The sequence below is a fragment of the Acidithiobacillus ferridurans genome, from assembly GCF_003966655.1.
GTDB lineage: Bacteria > Pseudomonadota > Gammaproteobacteria > Acidithiobacillales > Acidithiobacillaceae > Acidithiobacillus > Acidithiobacillus ferridurans.
The window spans coordinates 242160-258083 of record NZ_AP018795.1 but is presented as its reverse complement, the minus strand read 5'-3'; the positions used below and the strand labels follow the sequence as shown (position 1 = coordinate 258083).

Below are 15924 nucleotides of genomic sequence, written 5' to 3'. Positions count from 1 at the left end.
TGCGTTGCGGCTGAGAGGGGTGTTTTGTCATGGGTGTTCCTTTGATTCAGAGCTATCGGGTAGGACGCTACATCCTGGCGCAGAAGCTGCAGGGGCGTAAGCGCTATCCTTTGGTGCTGATGCTGGAGCCATTGTTTCGCTGCAACCTGGCCTGTTCGGGCTGCGGTAAGATCGACTATCCCGATGAAACGCTCGACAGGCGGCTGTCCGTCGAGGAATGTATCGGCGCTGCCGAGGAGTGCGGGGCTCCCATTGTCTCCATCGCTGGAGGCGAACCGCTCATTCACAAGGATATGCCCGCAGTTGTGGAAGGCCTTGTCGAGCGTAAGCGCTTTGTCTACCTCTGCACCAATGCGTTGCTCCTCAAGAAGCGTATGGGCGATTACCAGCCCTCGCCTTACCTGACTTTCTCGGTGCATCTGGACGGCAATGCGCATCGTCATGATGATTCCGTGTGTCAGCCGGGTACCTATCAACGCGCTACGGAAGCCATTCGCGAAGCGGTGGGGAGGGGCTTCCGGGTTACGGTAAACTGCACCCTGTTTCAGGGGGAGGGCGCCGACGAGGTGGCCGCTTTCCTGGATGACTGCAAAGCACTGGGGGTGGAGGGGGTGACCATTTCGCCCGGATTCAATTATGAGCGCGCACCGCAGCAGGAGGTTTTTATTCAACGTCGGGCCTCACGTCAGCTTTTCCGTGACATCTTTCGCATCGGCAAGGAGCGGAAGTCGCGCTGGAAGTTCAACCAGTCCAGCCTTTTTCTCGATTTCTTGGCGGGTAACCAGAATTATCAGTGCACGCCCTGGGGCAATCCGACGCGCAACATCTTTGGCTGGCAGAAGCCTTGCTACCTCCTGGTCAGCGAAGGCTACGCGCAGACCTTCAATGAACTTATGGAAACGACGCCATGGGATAAATACGGAGTGGGTGTGAATGGTAAATGCGACCAGTGCCAGGTGCATTCCGGTTTCGAGCCGACGGCCGTCAACGACACCTTCGCCCACCCGCTGAAAGCCCTTAAAGTGGCCTTGCTGGGGCCACGCACGGCCGGTCCCATGGCACCGGATATGCCGGTATCGCCCCCGGCTCAGGGTACCGAACACCCGGTTTTCCCTTTGCATGTAGAGCGCTGAAGGCGGTTCCGGAAAAATATCAGGTTCATGGTGAAGGGGGATTTCATGCTCAGGAAAAGTCTGGTTGTACTGCTGGCCTGCACCGTCAGTGGGATCGCTCCGGTCCTGTCTGCCGCTGCGGTGACGGTGGCCGCACCCGCCACATCATCCCCTGGAGCGCCAGCGATAGGCGGCACCCCGGAGGCGACGATCAATACCCTGGATGGGGTACTACTAAAATCCATGCAGGGTGGTCGTCGCCTGGGTTACAGCGGTCGTTACCGGATCGTGGCTCCGGTGGTACAGAAGGTTTTTGATTACCGGCGAATCGCCGCCTTGACGCTGGGGGACTATTGGCAAAAGCTCAGCCCGGAACAACAAAACGAGTTTGTCGGGGTGCTCGCGGATTTTACCGCGGCCACCTACGCCGCGCGTTTCGACAGCTACAACGGCGAGCATTTTGCCATTGTGAGCAGTCAGGCATTGCAGCCTGGTGCGGAGGGGGTATTCAGTACCTTTACGGAGCATAACGGTAAGGTGCATCATTTCGATTATATCCTGCAGAAAGATGGGGATCACTGGCGTATCGTCAATGTCGTCGCCGACGGGGTCAGTGACCTTTCCCTGCGGCGGGCGGAATATACCGAAACCATGCAGAAAAAGGGGTTTGCCGCACTCATTGCGCACCTGAAAGCGCAGATTGCCGGGTACGCCAAAGGGTCCTGATGATGCGATCGAGTATATATTTAACTAGGGTCGCGCTGACCATCGGTGTGTTGACCCTGTCGGGATGTGCTACGGTAAACGGGCCTCAGGGCGCTACGGGAAAACCCGTGGATCCGCTGGAGGCCGTCAACAAGCCGATGTTCCATCTGAATATGGGCCTGTATGATTATGTGCTGAAGCCCGTAGCCACCGGGTACAAGACCGTGACCCCCGATTTTGTCCGCGAGGGCGTCAGCAATGTATTCTCCAATGTGGACATGCCCTATATTTTCATCAACGATTTTCTGCAGGGGCGGGGTCGACAGGGAATGGAGGATCTGAGCCGGTTCCTTGTCAATTCCGTGTTCGGTCTGGGTGGACTCTTCGACGTGGCGAACCGTCTGGATCTGCCCAACCACGAAAACAGCCTGGGAGTAACGCTGGGTGTCTGGGGGGTGCCGCAGGGACCTTATCTGGTGTTGCCGTTTTATGGACCCAGTTCTCTGCGCAGCTTGCCGGGCCTGGCGATGACGATTTTTACCGGGCCGGCATATTATCTGACTGTCAGTTCGGCTCAGTACGCCCTGACGGGTGTGGGAATCATCAACAAGGCCTATGTCGAAGGGCCGAACATCCGGATGGTTCAGGAGGCTGTTAATCCTTATGTATTTATGCGCAACGCCTGGGAACAGCATGAGCAGTATCTGATATCCGGTGGGGCGGTCAGTAAAAACCAGTTGCTGGAGGGCCTGCAACTGCCGCCGCCGGCGGCCGCCACACCCACACCCAAACCTGGTGAAGCTTCTCCGAGCCACGAGAACATGAAAGGAAAACCATAATTATGGCATTCGATCAGGATACGGTGCGGCGCACGGCACATCTGGCCCGCATTGCGCTGCCGCAGGCGGAGATACCCGCAGTGGCCGATCAGTTGGAGCGCATCATGGGGCTGGTGGAAGAGTTGCGCGCGATCGAGACGACGGATGTCCCGATCATGGCCCATCCCCTTGACCTGGATCAGCCCCTGCGTCCGGATACGGTTGTCCATCAGGATCAGCGTGAGGTGCTCATGGCAAGTGCGCCCGCGGCTGAGCACGGGCTTTTTCTTGTCCCTAAAGTTATCGAGTAGGAGCCACCTTTGGAACTCCATGAATTCTCCCTGCGGGAACTCCGCCAGGGCTTGCGCAATCGGGATTTTTCTTCCGTGGAGTTGACCACGGCGCTGCTGAAGCGGATTTCCGCCCTCAATCCGGCACTGAACGCCTTCGTCACGGTTACCGAGAGTGACGCGCTGGCCGCTGCCGCGACGGCAGATGCGCGGCGTGCAGCCGGTGAGGATGGTCCCTTGCTTGGCATTCCCATGGCTCATAAGGACATCTTCTGCACTGCGGGGGTGCGCACCACGTGTGGATCCAGGATGCTGGAGCACTTTGTCGCGCCCTACAACGCCACCGTGGTGGAGCGGTTGGCGGCAGAGGGGATGGTTATGCTGGGCAAACTGAACATGGACGAATTCGCCATGGGTTCTTCCAACGAGACCAGTTATTTTGGTCCGGTGCGTAACCCCTGGCATACCGGTATGGTACCCGGTGGCTCTTCGGGGGGGTCTGCCGCAGCAGTGGCTGCTGGGCTGGTGCCCGTAGCGACCGGCACCGATACCGGCGGTTCTATCCGTCAGCCCGCCGCCCTTTGTGGGATCACGGGCATCAAGCCGACCTACGGCCGGGTCTCCCGTTACGGCATGATCGCTTTTGCCTCCAGTCTGGATCAGGGCGGGCCCATGGCGCGTAACGCCGAGGACTGCGCACTGTTGCTGAACGTGATGGCCGCGCATGATCCGCGCGATTCCACCAGTCACCCGGCCGCCGCCAGCGATTTCTTACGCGGCCTGGAGCGTCCCTTGCAGGGTTTGCGGGTGGGGGTCCCGGAGGAGTTTTTCGGCGCCGGTCTCGATCCGGAGGTGGCGGCTGCGGTGCAGGCGGGCATCGCGGAACTCGCCCGGCAGGGCGCCGCAGTGCAGTCGATTCGGCTGCCCAATAATCCCCATGCGGTGAGCACATACTACGTCCTGGCGCCGGCGGAAGCCTCCAGCAACCTGGCCCGTTTTGACGGTGTGCGCTACACCCACCGGGCGGCGAATCCTGCGGATTTGACCGAGTTGTATCAGCAGAGTCGCTATGAGGGTTTTGGCGCGGAGGTGCGGCGGCGGATTCTGGTGGGGACCTACGTGCTCTCTGCCGGTTACTATGATGCCTATTATCGCAAGGCCCAGCAGGTGCGCAGCCTGATTCGCGAGGATTTCCGGCGGGCTTTTGCGGAAGTGGACGTGATCGTCGGGCCGACCACCCCGACTCCGGCCTTTCCGCTGGGTGCCAAAAATGCCGATCCGGTGGCGATGTATCTGGCGGATATTTATACCATCGCGGTGAATCTCGCGGGCATCCCCGCGCTCAGCGTTCCCTGTGGCTTCACGGCTGCGGGGTTGCCTGTGGGCATGCAGTTGATGGGGGATTATTTCGCTGATGATCTGTTGCTGAACGTAGCCCATCGCTATCAGCAGGAAACCCAGTGGCACCACGCACATCCGGCCGTGCATGCGAGGGAGGCATGAATATGGACTGGGAAGTCGTCATCGGCCTGGAAGTTCACGCTCAGCTCAATACCGCCACCAAAATATTTTGCGGCTGTCCGACCGCTTTCGGGGCGGAGCCTAACAGCCACACCTGTCCGGTCTGTCTAGCTATGCCTGGTACCCTGCCGGTACTCAATGCGGCAGCGGTGGATAAGGCTATCGCTCTAGGGCTGGCGATTGGCGCGGAGCTGAATCGGCACAGTATTTTTGCCCGCAAGAACTATTTTTACCCCGATCTGCCCAAGGGCTATCAGATCAGCCAGTACGAGCTGCCCGTCGTCGGCAAGGGGACACTGACGGTGCAACTACCCGACGGTGGGGAAAAGGTAGTGGGCGTGACCCGCGCCCACCTGGAAGAAGACGCCGGTAAATCACTTCACGAGGCCTTCATCGGACAATCCGGCATCGACCTGAACCGTGCGGGCACGCCGTTGCTGGAAATCGTGTCCGAGCCGGATATGCGCTCGCCGGCTGAGGCGGTGGCCTATCTCAAAAAACTGCATACCCTGGTACGTTATCTGGATATTTGTGATGGCAATATGCAGGAAGGCTCCTTTCGTTGTGATGCCAACGTCTCCCTGCGGCGGCCGGACGCCCCCTATGGGACCCGTGCCGAGATCAAGAATCTCAACTCTTTCCGGTTTCTGGAAAAGGCGATCGAATATGAGATCGTTCGCCAGCGCGACATCCTGGAGAGTGGCGGCCGGATTGTGCAGGAAACACGTCTCTATGACGCCAACCGCGACGAAACCCGCTCCATGCGCGGTAAAGAAGAAGCCAACGATTATCGCTATTTTCCCGACCCGGATCTGTTACCGCTGGTGTTGGACGAGGCGCGTATCGAGCGGGTGCGGGCGACTCTCCCGGAGTTGCCCGATGCCAAGCGTATCCGGTTTATGCGTCAGTATGCGCTGCCGGTCTATGACGCTGGCGTGCTCACTGCTGGCCGTACCCTGGCGGATTACTACGAGCAGGTAGCCGTCGGTGTGGATGGTAAACTGGCGGCGAACTGGGTCATGGGCGACCTGCTCGGGGCCCTCAACAAGGCGGGCGTTGAGCTTGAGGACTGTCCGGTCTCGGCCGGGAAACTGCGCCTGCTGGTCCAGCGTATCGAAGATCAAACGATCTCTGGCAAGATCGCCAAGGATATCTTTGAAGAGCTTTTTCATCGTGGTGGTGAGGTGGATGCCATTATTGACAGCCGGGGACTGCGGCAGATCACCGATGTGGCGGCTATTTCCGCAATGGTGGACGCCATTGTCACGGCCCATCCGCAACAGGCAGCCGACTTTCGCGCCGGGAAGGACAAGCTGCTGGGCTTTTTTGTGGGTCAGGTGATGAAGGCTAGTCAGGGAAAAGCCAATCCAGATCAGGTAAACGCTATTTTGCTGGAGCGTTTGCAGAAGGGTTAGCGAGCGGAATTTCACACATGCCGAAGGGGCGCCCGGAATGCCGGGTGCCCCTTTTTGTTGCGCCCCGATCAGCCGTTCAGGAAGCGGGAACCGTTGCGGGCACGTCCTTGACGAGTTTCAGGAAAGCAGAGAAGGGACCCATGTTTTCCATGGCTTCCATTTTCGGACCCTTAAAGTTCAGGCGCCCGAACATCATGGCGGTCAGCGGTGACCCCATGTGATGCCAATCATGGGTGGTTGCCCACATTTTATAGTCATAATTATAATTAAGCTTGCTGACTTTGATGGCGCCGCCATAGCTGCATACCGCTTTGCCCCCTTTGAGGGCGATTTCCAGTTGCACGGGTGGGGTGGTCTTCATGTCGGAGTCGGAGACTTCCATCACCTTGTAGCCTTTACCGCCGTTGTTTTTGACCCAGGAACCGGCCAGTTTTTCGGTCAATGTCGGGCTGTTGTTCCACGCGGTGCACAGATCCTGCGCCCAGGCCGGGGACATGAAAGCCGGGGGCGCGACCGGAGCTCCGGCAGTACTTCCCGTAGCCCCAGAGGGGGCCTCCGCCGCCATAGCCATCGTTGGCCCCGCCAGGCTAAGCCCTAAAATGGCCGCCACTGTCATTTTTCTGAACATCGACCCCTCCTCCATATTCGCTGTTTGCGCTCCATAGCGAGCGTGCGGGCAGTATAGTCCCGGAACCTTATGGTTGACACCAAGGTATTTTTAATTGCAGGATAAATAACCAGAAAATAAGCATATAATATTTTAATGTGGGTTGGCGTTGCGTCCATTCCCATGAGGGGGCGCTTTCGCTACACTAGCGGGCCACGGAGGTGTGGCAGAGCGGTTGATTGCACCGGTCTTGTCCCCAATCGAGCCTCTGCCGGGAAACGGGCAGGGTGGCAGGAATCAAATTCGGCGAATCCCCTGGTTTATCCGAGGTAACGCCGAGCCAAGCCGGAAAAGTTCCGGAAGGTGTAGAGATCAGACGGTTCCCACCTACAGCCTCATGGCCAGGGTGAAGGCATGATCCAGACTCCAAAGGGGTCCTTGTGGCCCTGTGGCGAAAGCCATAGCGGGTAAGGAAAACCGGCAGGGGTTAACGCCCCTCGTGAGTTCGAATCTCACCGCCTCCGCCATTATACTGAAGCAACAAAATGTTTTCATGGAGTTTTCTTAGAAAGCACCAAGATCGTCTGCGGCAAGGCGCATTTCCAGTCGCTGGCTGTTGGTGAGAATCCGGCACGGTTAAGCAATGGGGCGAGTATATCTTGACTTCGCCAGCGCTGCTTCTCTATTATTCGAAACATGACGAATATTAGAAATGATGTCGAATCCTTCGCGGCTCAGTTCAAGGCACTGAGCAATCCTCATCGCTTGGCCATGTTCCGCCGCCTCGCCAGTTGCTGCCCACCCGGCACCAGCTGTAGTACGGAGGATGCGGTGCGTTACAGTGTCGGCCAGCTTGGTGCAGATGTTGATATTTCGGCCTCCACCCTCTCCCATCACCTGAAAGAACTCCATCGCGCCGGTCTTGTCCAGATGGCGCGCAAGGGCCAACAGGTTGAGTGTTGGGTGGCCCCGCAAACCCTTGAGCAGCTCGCCGCGTTCTTTAGCGATTTGCCCGCACAACCGAAGATGCAAGGAGGAAATCCATGAGCAAACAGAATGCCTGCTGCGGCACTTCCGCCGTTACCGATCAGGGTCAGGCCGCTGGCCACGACGCACACCGCCAGAGCGTGCGTGAGGCATACGCCCAGGTCGCGAAGGCCAATACCGAGGGCCAAGGCTGCGGTGTTGGCGCCAGTTGCTGCGGCACCACAGACGATAGTGCGATCAACACCCTCATCTCCACTCGCCTCGGTTACAGCCAGGCAGATCTTGATCTGGTTCCCTCTGGGGCCGACATGGGCCTTGGGTGCGGCAACCCCAAGGCCATCGCTGCACTTAAATCGGGCGAAACCGTGGTCGATCTGGGTTCAGGTGGTGGCTTTGACTGCTTCCTTGCCGTTCGCGAGGTTGGCGGCAGCGGCCGCGTAATCGGCGTCGACATGACTCCGGATATGGTTTCCAAGGCGCGCGCAAACGCCCTGAAGGGACAGTATGAAAACGTGGAGTTTCGTCTCGGCGAGATTGAGCACCTGCCGATTGCCGATGCGACCGCCGACGTGGTCATCTCCAACTGCGTGATCAACCTGTCGCCGAACAAGTCCCAGGTTTTCCGTGATGCCTTCCGCGTACTCAAGCCGGGCGGACGGCTAGCCATCTCGGATGTGGTCGCCACTATCGAGCTCCCCGAGGAGATGCGTAGTAACGCGGGCCTCATTGCAGGTTGCATGGGCAACGCCTCCTTGATCGATGACTTGGAAGCGATGATGCACGAGGCCGGCTTCCAGCGGATCCGTATCCAGCCGAAGGACGAGTCAAAGGAGTTTATCAAGGACTGGGCGCCGGGCCACAACGTGACAGACTACGTGGTTTCCGCCACCATTGAGGCGATCAAGCCTGGTGGCTGATGTGCCATGATAATGTCAGATTGGAAATGCAGGACATCTTCGCGATGTTCGCACAGTCGTGGCAACAGATTGATCGGAGTGGATGGACGCCGATACCAGAGCCACTCGAAAATCTCGCAGCACTTTGAATTATTCTGCTTTCTTCAGATTTCGGAAGGCATCTAGGGCACGCTGCCGGACCTGCCGGCGATCCACAATGGGATAAAGGTAGTTTGACCCGAGGGTGACTCCTGCACGAGTCAGTATATCGATCTCCGCTGTCCGGGGCGGATGAATGGACGCAACTGGGCAGCGCCGCCAGTTCCGGTACCCAGCGGCTGAGGCGCGCTCATGAGGTCATCTCCTTAAATGTCGGAGACATCGATAGCCAGCGCATGGTCCTGCGAATCGAACAGGGCAAAGAACAGCAGGGCCGCTACGCCATGCTCTGGACAGTATTGCTGGAACGTCTGCGCGTCTGGTGGTGGGAAACCCGCGCACAAGGATAATCCACAAGGTGGATTGCTGTTTCCCAGGTGCTAAGCTCTGCTGTTCAGGGCAGCAAAGATGGGTTCGGCGTCGCCGATGATCTTGGTGGCCATGGCAAAGCGGGTGATGCGGATGGTTTCGACGACCTTGGCCGGGGCGACGCCTTGCTGGACGATCTTGTCAGCCATGGCCTGGACACAGGCATGGCTGGAACCCGCCAGTGCGGCGGCGAGGTAGATCAGGGTACGGGTTTCCTCGTCCAGAACGCCCTCCGCCGGCATGGCGAAGGCGCGGGAACGCATGTGCTCGTGGATGAGGACCGGATCTGCGGTTACGGATTTTTCAATGGCCGACGGGACCCGGCCCATGGCCTGGCGCATGCCGGCAAGGATCTCTTCGGCGGTGGGCGATGCTTTGTTCGACATGGGTGATCTCCTTGAAATGTGCAGGGGCGCCCGGGATTAGGCGCGGTTTTCCAAAAACCACGTTTGGTAGAAGGGTTCTACCGGTCCGACGACGATGTAGGGCGCCAACTGCAGGAAGGCATGCTGGAAGCGGGGATCGAGGTGGGAGTTTTCGTGATCCCAGACCGACTCCCAGACGCCGTGCATGAGATAGCTGCGCAAGGATCCGCAAGTCTCGGTATTGGCCAGGATCTCCGTGCTCATCGCCTTGCGGTAGTCGCGGTTGTCCTTGGCCCCCGGCTGGCCGATGTCGTTGGCGTCATCCTTGGGCTGGAAGGTGTTCTGGGCGACCTTCAGGAGTGGCCCCACTTTGGCCTCAACGAGGGCATGATCCTTGTCGGGCACCATCACATGGTTGACCACGGTGACCAGCTTGCGCTCAGGGGTATCGTCTTGATGGGCCAGAAAGCGGGCGATGGCCGGCCCGGTGCTGAAGATTTCCTTGCGGTCCCCGGCGATGAGGCTGGCGTAAATGCCGGCCAGGGGGAGAAGTTGGGTGTGTTCGCTGGTGCCGGGCGGGGTAAAGGCCAGGGCCGGAGCGAGGGCACTGTGTAGCCAGTCGGCGAGCTTCGCCCCCTGCAGGGCCGCTGGGTCGGCAAAACGGACCAGGAGGAGGAAAGAATAGGGCAAGCGTCCTTCCTGCACCGCCTGTTCATTGGCGTCGGCCAGGATGCCTTTGTACTGGGGTGGGTAATTCATGACCATCGTGGAGGTGCCGACCATTTGCTTGAGGGTGATGCCGAGGAAACCCGGTGTGCCCTTCAGCCGGGTGGCGAGGCCCTGGACCGCTCGCGTCACCGCCTCCTTATGGGGAGGCGTGGCCCGGAACTCCGCCACGTAGTTCACGGGAAAGCCCTTATAGGGATTCCCTGCGGTGGCGGCCTGGGCGCTGCGGAACAGAGGAGCGCCCAGGGCCGCCACTGTGGCGGTGGCGCTAGCGATGAGAAAATGACGTCGTTTCATGGTGCCGCTCCCTCGTTAAATTATACGGTTAGGATGTATTACAAATTCCGTATGTTGTCAAGAATATTAGTTTATTCTTATTGAAAGGAGCAGCTATGACCTGTTGTGATCGTACCATCCAGGACGACGCACGGGATTGGATGGGGCGCTACGGCGAGCGTTTTCCGCAGTTTTTGCCCGTCTTGTTCCACTCCCCACCGCTGTCCTTGATCCAGGAATGGCAGCGGCGTCTGGCGCGTCCCGGCTGTTTCGCCGTTTCCCCGACGATATCCTTCATGGGTCGTAAGGGGGTTGGTGGTCGAAACCCAATGCCTCACGTTTCTTGACGATGGCGGCGGCGATAGCGGCGCCGAGGATGTAGGTGCCGGCCCGCAGGGCCTGGAGGAGCCATGGGGGGACGGTCAGCGCCTCCTTCCGGCATATTCGCGATAGGGGGTGGCGAAGCTGCCTTCCAGCCCGCCGATGATGAACCCGGGCGGGGACTTGCCGAGGAGGATCTCGCCGGGGCGCATAGGGGTGACGACGAGTTGGTCGAAGGTGCCCATTTCCCGTTCCCGGGCACCGAGAGTCTCGTCACCAGCAGGGTGACCACCAAGGTAAGGAGGGCGACGATGCCGGGGACGATGAACCAGCGCGATAGGAGATTGGGGTTGAACCAGGCGCGGATATCCAGTTGCGCCGGCGGTTTGCCCCAGCCATGCTCCGCCGCCCAGTGCTGGTCGAAGGCGATGAGGACGCTGTTGACGTAATTGAGGGCGAGGGTGGCGGTAGCACTGGCATTACGCCCCGCCCGGCGGGTCCGTTTCGCCGCACACTGACGCCCGGCGCAAGCTCGGTTCTCATATCTTCTATTTCAATACCCCAGACGACTGGGATGAGGCCTGGGGCGGGCAGACCCTGGTGCTGGACGACGGGGGCAAATGGCCACGTCATTCGGCTCCGGACTATGCGGACTTGCGCGAAGCCGGCGCCTCCCAGGTGCTGGGGAATCGCAGTTTTCTCTTCGCTCAGACTGACCACTCCTGGCATGCCGTCAAGGCGGTTCAGTTCAGTGTCCGGCAGGGCACATGCGCAAAGTTTTTATCGTCGTGGCCAACCGCCTCACGCCACAGGTGATCTGGCGGCGTATCCGCGGTAAGGACGCCGACGGCTACCGGCTGGCAGGCGGAATTCAGGAAAAACCAACCTACGATGCAGCTGGATAACACATTTATTGCTCGAGGAGAGGGCTCATGCGTCACCCGTTTTTTACCCTACAATGGCTACGGATCCTCGGATTGGTCACCTTGTTTTCAGTGGCACCTTCGGCCTGGGCCGTTACCCTGATGCCCAGCGGCGCACCCTATCTGAGCGTTGGCGCCGGCGCTCTCAATCTGGTCGGTGCGGTCGATGATGGCGGCTACAACCATACTCCGGCCGAGTTCGATGCGGAATACCAGTCCGGATTCCGATTTTATGGCATTGGCTATATGCTAGGCTTGCTCGCCAACACCGATGGTGGTGTCGATGGTTATGGAGGCCTTTATGCCGACCTTGCGTTGACACCGCACTGGATACTCACACCGGAGGCCGCCCTGAGCGGCTATAGTCAAGGCACCAGTAAAAATATGGGTAGCACCTTTCTCTTCCGGCTGGAGTTGGGACTGGCCTACCAGATGGATGACGGCGGGCGGTTGGGACTGAAAATAGCGCATTTGTCTAATGGAGATCTTTATAGTCGCAATCCGGGAGAAAACGAACTCCTGATTACTTAATTCATTCCCCTTGGGTTGATTGTACCGACATTGGTGCAAAGGACGTCCTCATGAACAACAAAGACATCGCAACACTGTATCGTTTCAGAGTGTTCAGCAGTATCTGGAGCGCATGTTTCCTGCTCCTGTGGAGCACCGCAGTCTGGGCGGCGGTACCGGATACGCCCACTATCATTGTCCGGGACATCACCCAAGAGGTCATCCACGTATTGCAGACGCACGAGGGGCGACCTTTCACTCCCGCCGTCCAGCAACAGATTGCAGATATCGTGCTGCCCCACATTGATTTCATGACCATGTCGCGCTTCGTCATGAGTCAATACTGGAGCCAGATGACGCCGGCACAGCAGGATGAATTCGTCCGGCTTTTCAAGGAGCAACTGGTTCATACCTACATGATTGCATTCAGTCATTACTCCGGACAGACGGTACAGGTCCTAAGCAGTCGCCAGATATATCGACATCCTGACGTCGTGCAGGTAAATACGACGATTCTGCAAACGAATGGGCTGGCGAACATTCCGGTCACCTATGCGTTCCTCCAGGAACGTTCCGGCTGGAAGATTTACGATGTATTCATCGACGGGGTATGCATGAACCTGACTTACCGGAATACTTACGGGCATACAGTGGCCCGCGAGGGAATCGCCAATTTTCTCCAGGATCTGAGCAAAAAGGAGCGGCCCTGGAATAAGGGCCAGTGACCGCGGCGGACTATGGGTCGCAGCCAAAAAGAGGGGCGCCCGTCCGCACTGCACCTGTCCGGACAAATAAAGGCACTATCGGCTGCGCAGCGCACAGATTCCATGCCAACGGAACGGAGTAATGTCGGGCTCATGCTTGAGCGACTAAGCAAGACGGCATCGTGCTCCGTTCACCTACATGCGGTATTGCCAGGCCGCAAGCTTTATATACCACCAATGCTTTTGGACGCTCCGCCTGTCCATTCTCGCCCCATCCGTACCTGTCATCTCGGCTTAACCTGTTGGAAGAACGCGCCTGGGGATCAGCAATGTCAGGGGCAACAGGCAAAAGAAGATGATGGTGATCCACTGAAACACGTCCAGGAAGCCGATCATTTCGGCCTGGCTGAATAAGGTCTGCCCGAGCAATGCCCAGACGCGGGGATCCTGTGCTGCCAATCCGCTGGCTTGCAGCCAATTCGGCAACGCCGCACTGAAGGTATTGATGTGCCCGCCCAACTGGTTCCAGTTGATTTGGGTCTCATTGGTGAGCACGGTACCGTCGATGGCGATACCGATGGAATTCCCGAGGGTACGGGCGAGGTTGAAAATACCGCTGGCCTCCGCCGATACCGCGAGCGGCAGGGTATCGAAGGCGATGACGGTAAGGGGCACGAAAATCAGCCCCATACCGATCCCCCGGATAATACCGGGATAAATGACCCAGGCAGGACTGATATACAGACTGTAACTGGTCATGATCCAGGTACTGATCCCAGTCAGTAAAACCCCGGCTACGATAAAAAGTCGCGGCTGGTAACGATTGATGAAGCGCCCAACGATCATCATCGTAACGGCGCTGGCGACGCCGCGCGGAAACATGACCCAGCCGATGGTTTCCGGCATGTAATTCAGCAGTCCCTCCAGCATGAGCGGCTGCATGGCGGTGGTGCCGAAGAGACCAAGGCCGAATACGCCGGTGATCAGCGTGGCGGTGGCGAAACTGCGGTCGCGAAAGAGATGGAGATTGATGATGTTGTCGGCGATCATCCATCCCCGCAGCAAAAAAGTGAGGATACCAAAAACCGCGAGGATCGACAGGGCCACGATGAGTCTGGAGTCAAACCAATAATCCTCATTACCCCGTGACAGCACGATTTGCAGGCTGCCGATTCCAATCGCCATGAGCAATAGACCCGGCCAGTCAGTGGACAGATTTTTTCTTTCGCTCTCCCGCATGGTGGCGGCACCCAGCAAGAGCGAAAAAATCCCGACGGGAAGGTTGATGTAGAACAGCCAACGCCAGCCCATGTGCTGCGTGATATAGCCGCCCAAGACCGGACCCATGGCCGGCGCCACCATCAGCACCATGCCCCAAATGGCCATGGCTCGCCCCCGTTCCTTGCCCGGAAAGAGATTGACCATGGTGGATTGAGTCAAGACCACCATGAGCGCGCCGAATCCCCCTTGCAGGGTACGTAAAAAGACGATTTCCGCCAAAGTCTGGCTCGCTCCGCACAGCCCCGAGGCAACGACAAAACCGGAAACGCTGATGAGGAAAAGACGCCGCCGCCCAAAGAGGGCAGCAAGATGGCCGGTCAATGGTATAGTGACGGCATTGGCGGCTAGGTAGGCGGTGAGCACCCAAGTGATGCGGTTCGGCGTAGCAGCCAAGGTTCCCATCATATAGGGCAGCGCCACGCTCACTACAGTCATGTCCAACAAGACCATCACCATCGCCAGCATAAGGGCAATGGTGATCAGCCAACGATGCTCTTGGGATGGTTCAGGAGGGGTAGTCGCATGAATTGCGCTTGCCGCCAAGGGTTTCTCCTTTGGTAAAACCGGGAATTGCGCCCGCCGGGATCCATGCGGGGGTGCCCGGCAATGGGGATTCCTGCCGTGATAAAGTAATAGGCTATCCCTACTACCAACGAAAACCGGACAGGTGACGCCAACGTGGCAGGTCTTTGGCCATGGGCAGACTTACACCGTGGTCCCATGCCCATATTTCCGGATGGCTCAAGGGACGCATTGCGGAGAAAAGTCGGCGAATGCGTTCTTCTGTCCTCGGATGGGTGCGTAACCACGAGGGAATGGCTACTCTGCCCAGTTTGGGGAACAGTATTTTCAGTTCCCGCTCCTGGGCATCTTCCATCTTTTGCAGTGCGCTGGCCAGACCCTGGGGATCATGGGTGAGTTCCATGGCGCCACGATCCGCCTCAAACTCACGTGTGCGAGAAAGAACCAATTGCAAAGACATACTTACCGAGGGTGCGACAATCAGCAAAAAAATCAGCTCCCAGGGCATGGTGTACTTATGAATGATCCATAAGGGTAAATTGATCAGGATCAAAACCTGGCCCAGCAAACAAAACGTCCATGTCATCTGGCTGAAGAGATCCGCAACCACCATGACCTAGATATCCTTGTGGCGGATATGGGAGATCTCATGTGCCAACACAGCAGCCAGTTCACGCCCGTCAAGTGTGCGCAGCAGGCCATCAGAAATCACCAACGACACATGCGCATCCAGTCCGGTGGAAAATGCATTCAGGGCAGGGGTGGGCAGGTGATACAAGGTCGGGAAATGTTCCAGCCCAGAGCGTTCGGACAGTCTTTGCACCATATCGAAGAGCAGCGGTGATTGCCCGGGTGTAATGACTTCCGCTCCCATTCTACGAATGAGTAATTGTGGCATCAGCCGGGGCGCAAATAAAATAAACAGAATGCCCGCACCCAGCATCACGTAAAGCGTCTCCACACCACCCAGGAGCCAACCGATCCACGTCATCAGCAACAACATCGCGCTGATGATGCCTGTCGATTCAAGCCAATTGATAAGATGGTGCCAACGCCAACGCAACATTACACCCTCTCCCTGGAAATTTTTTGACCACAGCCCATATAGCCGTTGCCAGGCCTAATGAATGGGAGCGGCATGAAATAAATGGGAAGCATGCCAGAGATAAAACACCACCACAGGAGACACGGTCACGATACGGCCTCTTTTCGTGACAAGAGCGGCTTGCAAAACGTGTTTTCCACGGTATACATGAGTCATGGTGAAAGATGCGCGCGTCCGCACATGAGGTCGGATTTTGCCGTCCAGCGTCATTCTGATTTGCAACCCCTTTTGAAATGCGGAAGGAGGCAACACCAGAAGGCGCACAGCGACCCTGTCCTGATTACTATGGATCATCTCTCCCACGCGCGGTGT

At 58.1% G+C, this 15924-nt stretch carries 17 protein-coding genes and 2 pseudogenes; 14 read left to right on the top strand and 5 right to left on the bottom strand.

Features of this window, described 5'->3' with window-relative positions; genetic code table 11:
* Positions 1-29 precede the first annotated feature (29 nt).
* Genes hpnH through gatB form a run of 6 tightly spaced genes read left to right on the top strand, consistent with a single transcriptional unit; the run spans position 30 to position 5861 of the window.
* Positions 30-1133: an adenosyl-hopene transferase HpnH gene (hpnH, locus tag AFERRID_RS01250; protein ID WP_113525437.1), complete on the top strand. Its 1104-nt coding sequence runs from the start codon at positions 30-32 to the stop codon at positions 1131-1133.
* 45 nt (positions 1134-1178) lie between these two features.
* Positions 1179-1838: an HpnM family protein gene (locus tag AFERRID_RS01245; RefSeq protein ID WP_113525868.1), complete on the top strand. Its 660-nt coding sequence runs from the start codon at positions 1179-1181 to the stop codon at positions 1836-1838.
* A complete protein-coding gene (locus AFERRID_RS01240) occupies positions 1838-2656 on the top strand; it encodes an MlaA family lipoprotein (protein ID WP_113525438.1) in 819 nt (272 codons plus the stop codon). Before AFERRID_RS01245 ends, AFERRID_RS01240 begins: the two co-directional genes overlap by 1 nt.
* A 2-nt stretch (positions 2657-2658) precedes the next feature.
* The gene (gene gatC / locus AFERRID_RS01235) at positions 2659-2946 is read left to right on the top strand and encodes an Asp-tRNA(Asn)/Glu-tRNA(Gln) amidotransferase subunit GatC (RefSeq protein ID WP_113525439.1); all 288 of its coding nucleotides are present in this window, start codon (positions 2659-2661) and stop codon (positions 2944-2946) included.
* A gap of 9 nt (positions 2947-2955) precedes the next feature.
* Positions 2956-4428: an Asp-tRNA(Asn)/Glu-tRNA(Gln) amidotransferase subunit GatA gene (gene gatA / locus AFERRID_RS01230; RefSeq protein WP_113525440.1), complete on the top strand. Its 1473-nt coding sequence runs from the start codon at positions 2956-2958 to the stop codon at positions 4426-4428.
* On the top strand, positions 4425-5861 hold the full coding sequence (gene gatB, locus AFERRID_RS01225) for an Asp-tRNA(Asn)/Glu-tRNA(Gln) amidotransferase subunit GatB (protein WP_225981780.1): 1437 nt from the start codon (positions 4425-4427) through the stop codon (positions 5859-5861). The genes gatA and gatB overlap by 4 nt, the downstream gene beginning before the upstream one ends.
* A gap of 76 nt (positions 5862-5937) precedes the next feature.
* On the opposite strand, the gene AFERRID_RS01220 is transcribed toward gatB, so the two are convergent.
* Complete coding sequence (locus AFERRID_RS01220; protein WP_113525442.1) at positions 5938-6489, bottom strand: SCP2 sterol-binding domain-containing protein; 552 nt, start codon at positions 6487-6489, stop codon at positions 5938-5940.
* 675 nt (positions 6490-7164) lie between these two features.
* Here AFERRID_RS01220 and AFERRID_RS16150 point away from each other — a divergent pair.
* Together AFERRID_RS16150 and AFERRID_RS01210 are read left to right on the top strand one after the other, a co-directional pair.
* Positions 7165-7515 (top strand): ArsR/SmtB family transcription factor, encoded by a 351-nt coding sequence (locus tag AFERRID_RS16150; protein WP_113525443.1) that lies wholly within the window; start codon positions 7165-7167, stop codon positions 7513-7515.
* Entirely contained in the window at positions 7512-8372 is an 861-nt protein-coding gene (locus AFERRID_RS01210) for an arsenite methyltransferase (protein WP_113525444.1), read from the top strand. The genes AFERRID_RS16150 and AFERRID_RS01210 overlap by 4 nt, the downstream gene beginning before the upstream one ends.
* 518 nt (positions 8373-8890) lie before the next feature.
* Here AFERRID_RS01210 and AFERRID_RS01200 read toward each other — a convergent pair.
* Entirely contained in the window at positions 8891-9265 is a 375-nt protein-coding gene (locus AFERRID_RS01200) for a carboxymuconolactone decarboxylase family protein (protein WP_113525445.1), read from the bottom strand.
* A gap of 36 nt (positions 9266-9301) precedes the next feature.
* On the bottom strand, positions 9302-10267 hold the full coding sequence (locus AFERRID_RS01195) for a hypothetical protein (RefSeq protein WP_126604219.1): 966 nt from the start codon (positions 10265-10267) through the stop codon (positions 9302-9304).
* Between the two features lie 95 nt (positions 10268-10362).
* Here AFERRID_RS01195 and AFERRID_RS01190 point away from each other — a divergent pair, with 95 nt between their 5' ends.
* The 6 genes and pseudogenes from AFERRID_RS01190 to AFERRID_RS01170 all read left to right on the top strand — a co-directional run bounded on the left by AFERRID_RS01190 (position 10363) and on the right by AFERRID_RS01170 (position 12725).
* On the top strand, positions 10363-10593 hold the full coding sequence (locus AFERRID_RS01190) for a hypothetical protein (protein ID WP_126604218.1): 231 nt from the start codon (positions 10363-10365) through the stop codon (positions 10591-10593).
* 63 nt (positions 10594-10656) lie between these two features.
* Positions 10657-11016, top strand: coding sequence for a hypothetical protein (locus AFERRID_RS15085; protein WP_172959312.1), 360 nt, complete (start codon positions 10657-10659; stop codon positions 11014-11016).
* A 91-nt stretch (positions 11017-11107) separates the two neighbouring features.
* Positions 11108-11383: pseudogene (locus AFERRID_RS15365) on the top strand (hypothetical protein); the annotation flags it as partial.
* Positions 11335-11472: a hypothetical protein gene (locus AFERRID_RS15360; protein ID WP_225981779.1), complete on the top strand. Its 138-nt coding sequence runs from the start codon at positions 11335-11337 to the stop codon at positions 11470-11472. The pseudogene AFERRID_RS15365 and the gene AFERRID_RS15360, both read left to right, overlap by 49 nt.
* Positions 11473-11499: 27 nt before the next feature.
* Complete coding sequence (locus tag AFERRID_RS01175; protein ID WP_113525447.1) at positions 11500-12021, top strand: acyloxyacyl hydrolase; 522 nt, start codon at positions 11500-11502, stop codon at positions 12019-12021.
* A gap of 50 nt (positions 12022-12071) precedes the next feature.
* Positions 12072-12725: an MlaC/ttg2D family ABC transporter substrate-binding protein gene (locus AFERRID_RS01170; RefSeq protein WP_113525448.1), complete on the top strand. Its 654-nt coding sequence runs from the start codon at positions 12072-12074 to the stop codon at positions 12723-12725.
* A 273-nt stretch (positions 12726-12998) separates the two neighbouring features.
* Here AFERRID_RS01170 and AFERRID_RS01165 read toward each other — a convergent pair whose 3' ends face one another.
* Positions 12999-14528: a DHA2 family efflux MFS transporter permease subunit gene (locus AFERRID_RS01165; RefSeq protein ID WP_113525449.1), complete on the bottom strand. Its 1530-nt coding sequence runs from the start codon at positions 14526-14528 to the stop codon at positions 12999-13001.
* Between the two features lie 103 nt (positions 14529-14631).
* Positions 14632-15333, bottom strand: a pseudogene (locus AFERRID_RS01160) (zinc metalloprotease HtpX).
* Positions 15334-15924: the final 591 nt, after the last annotated feature.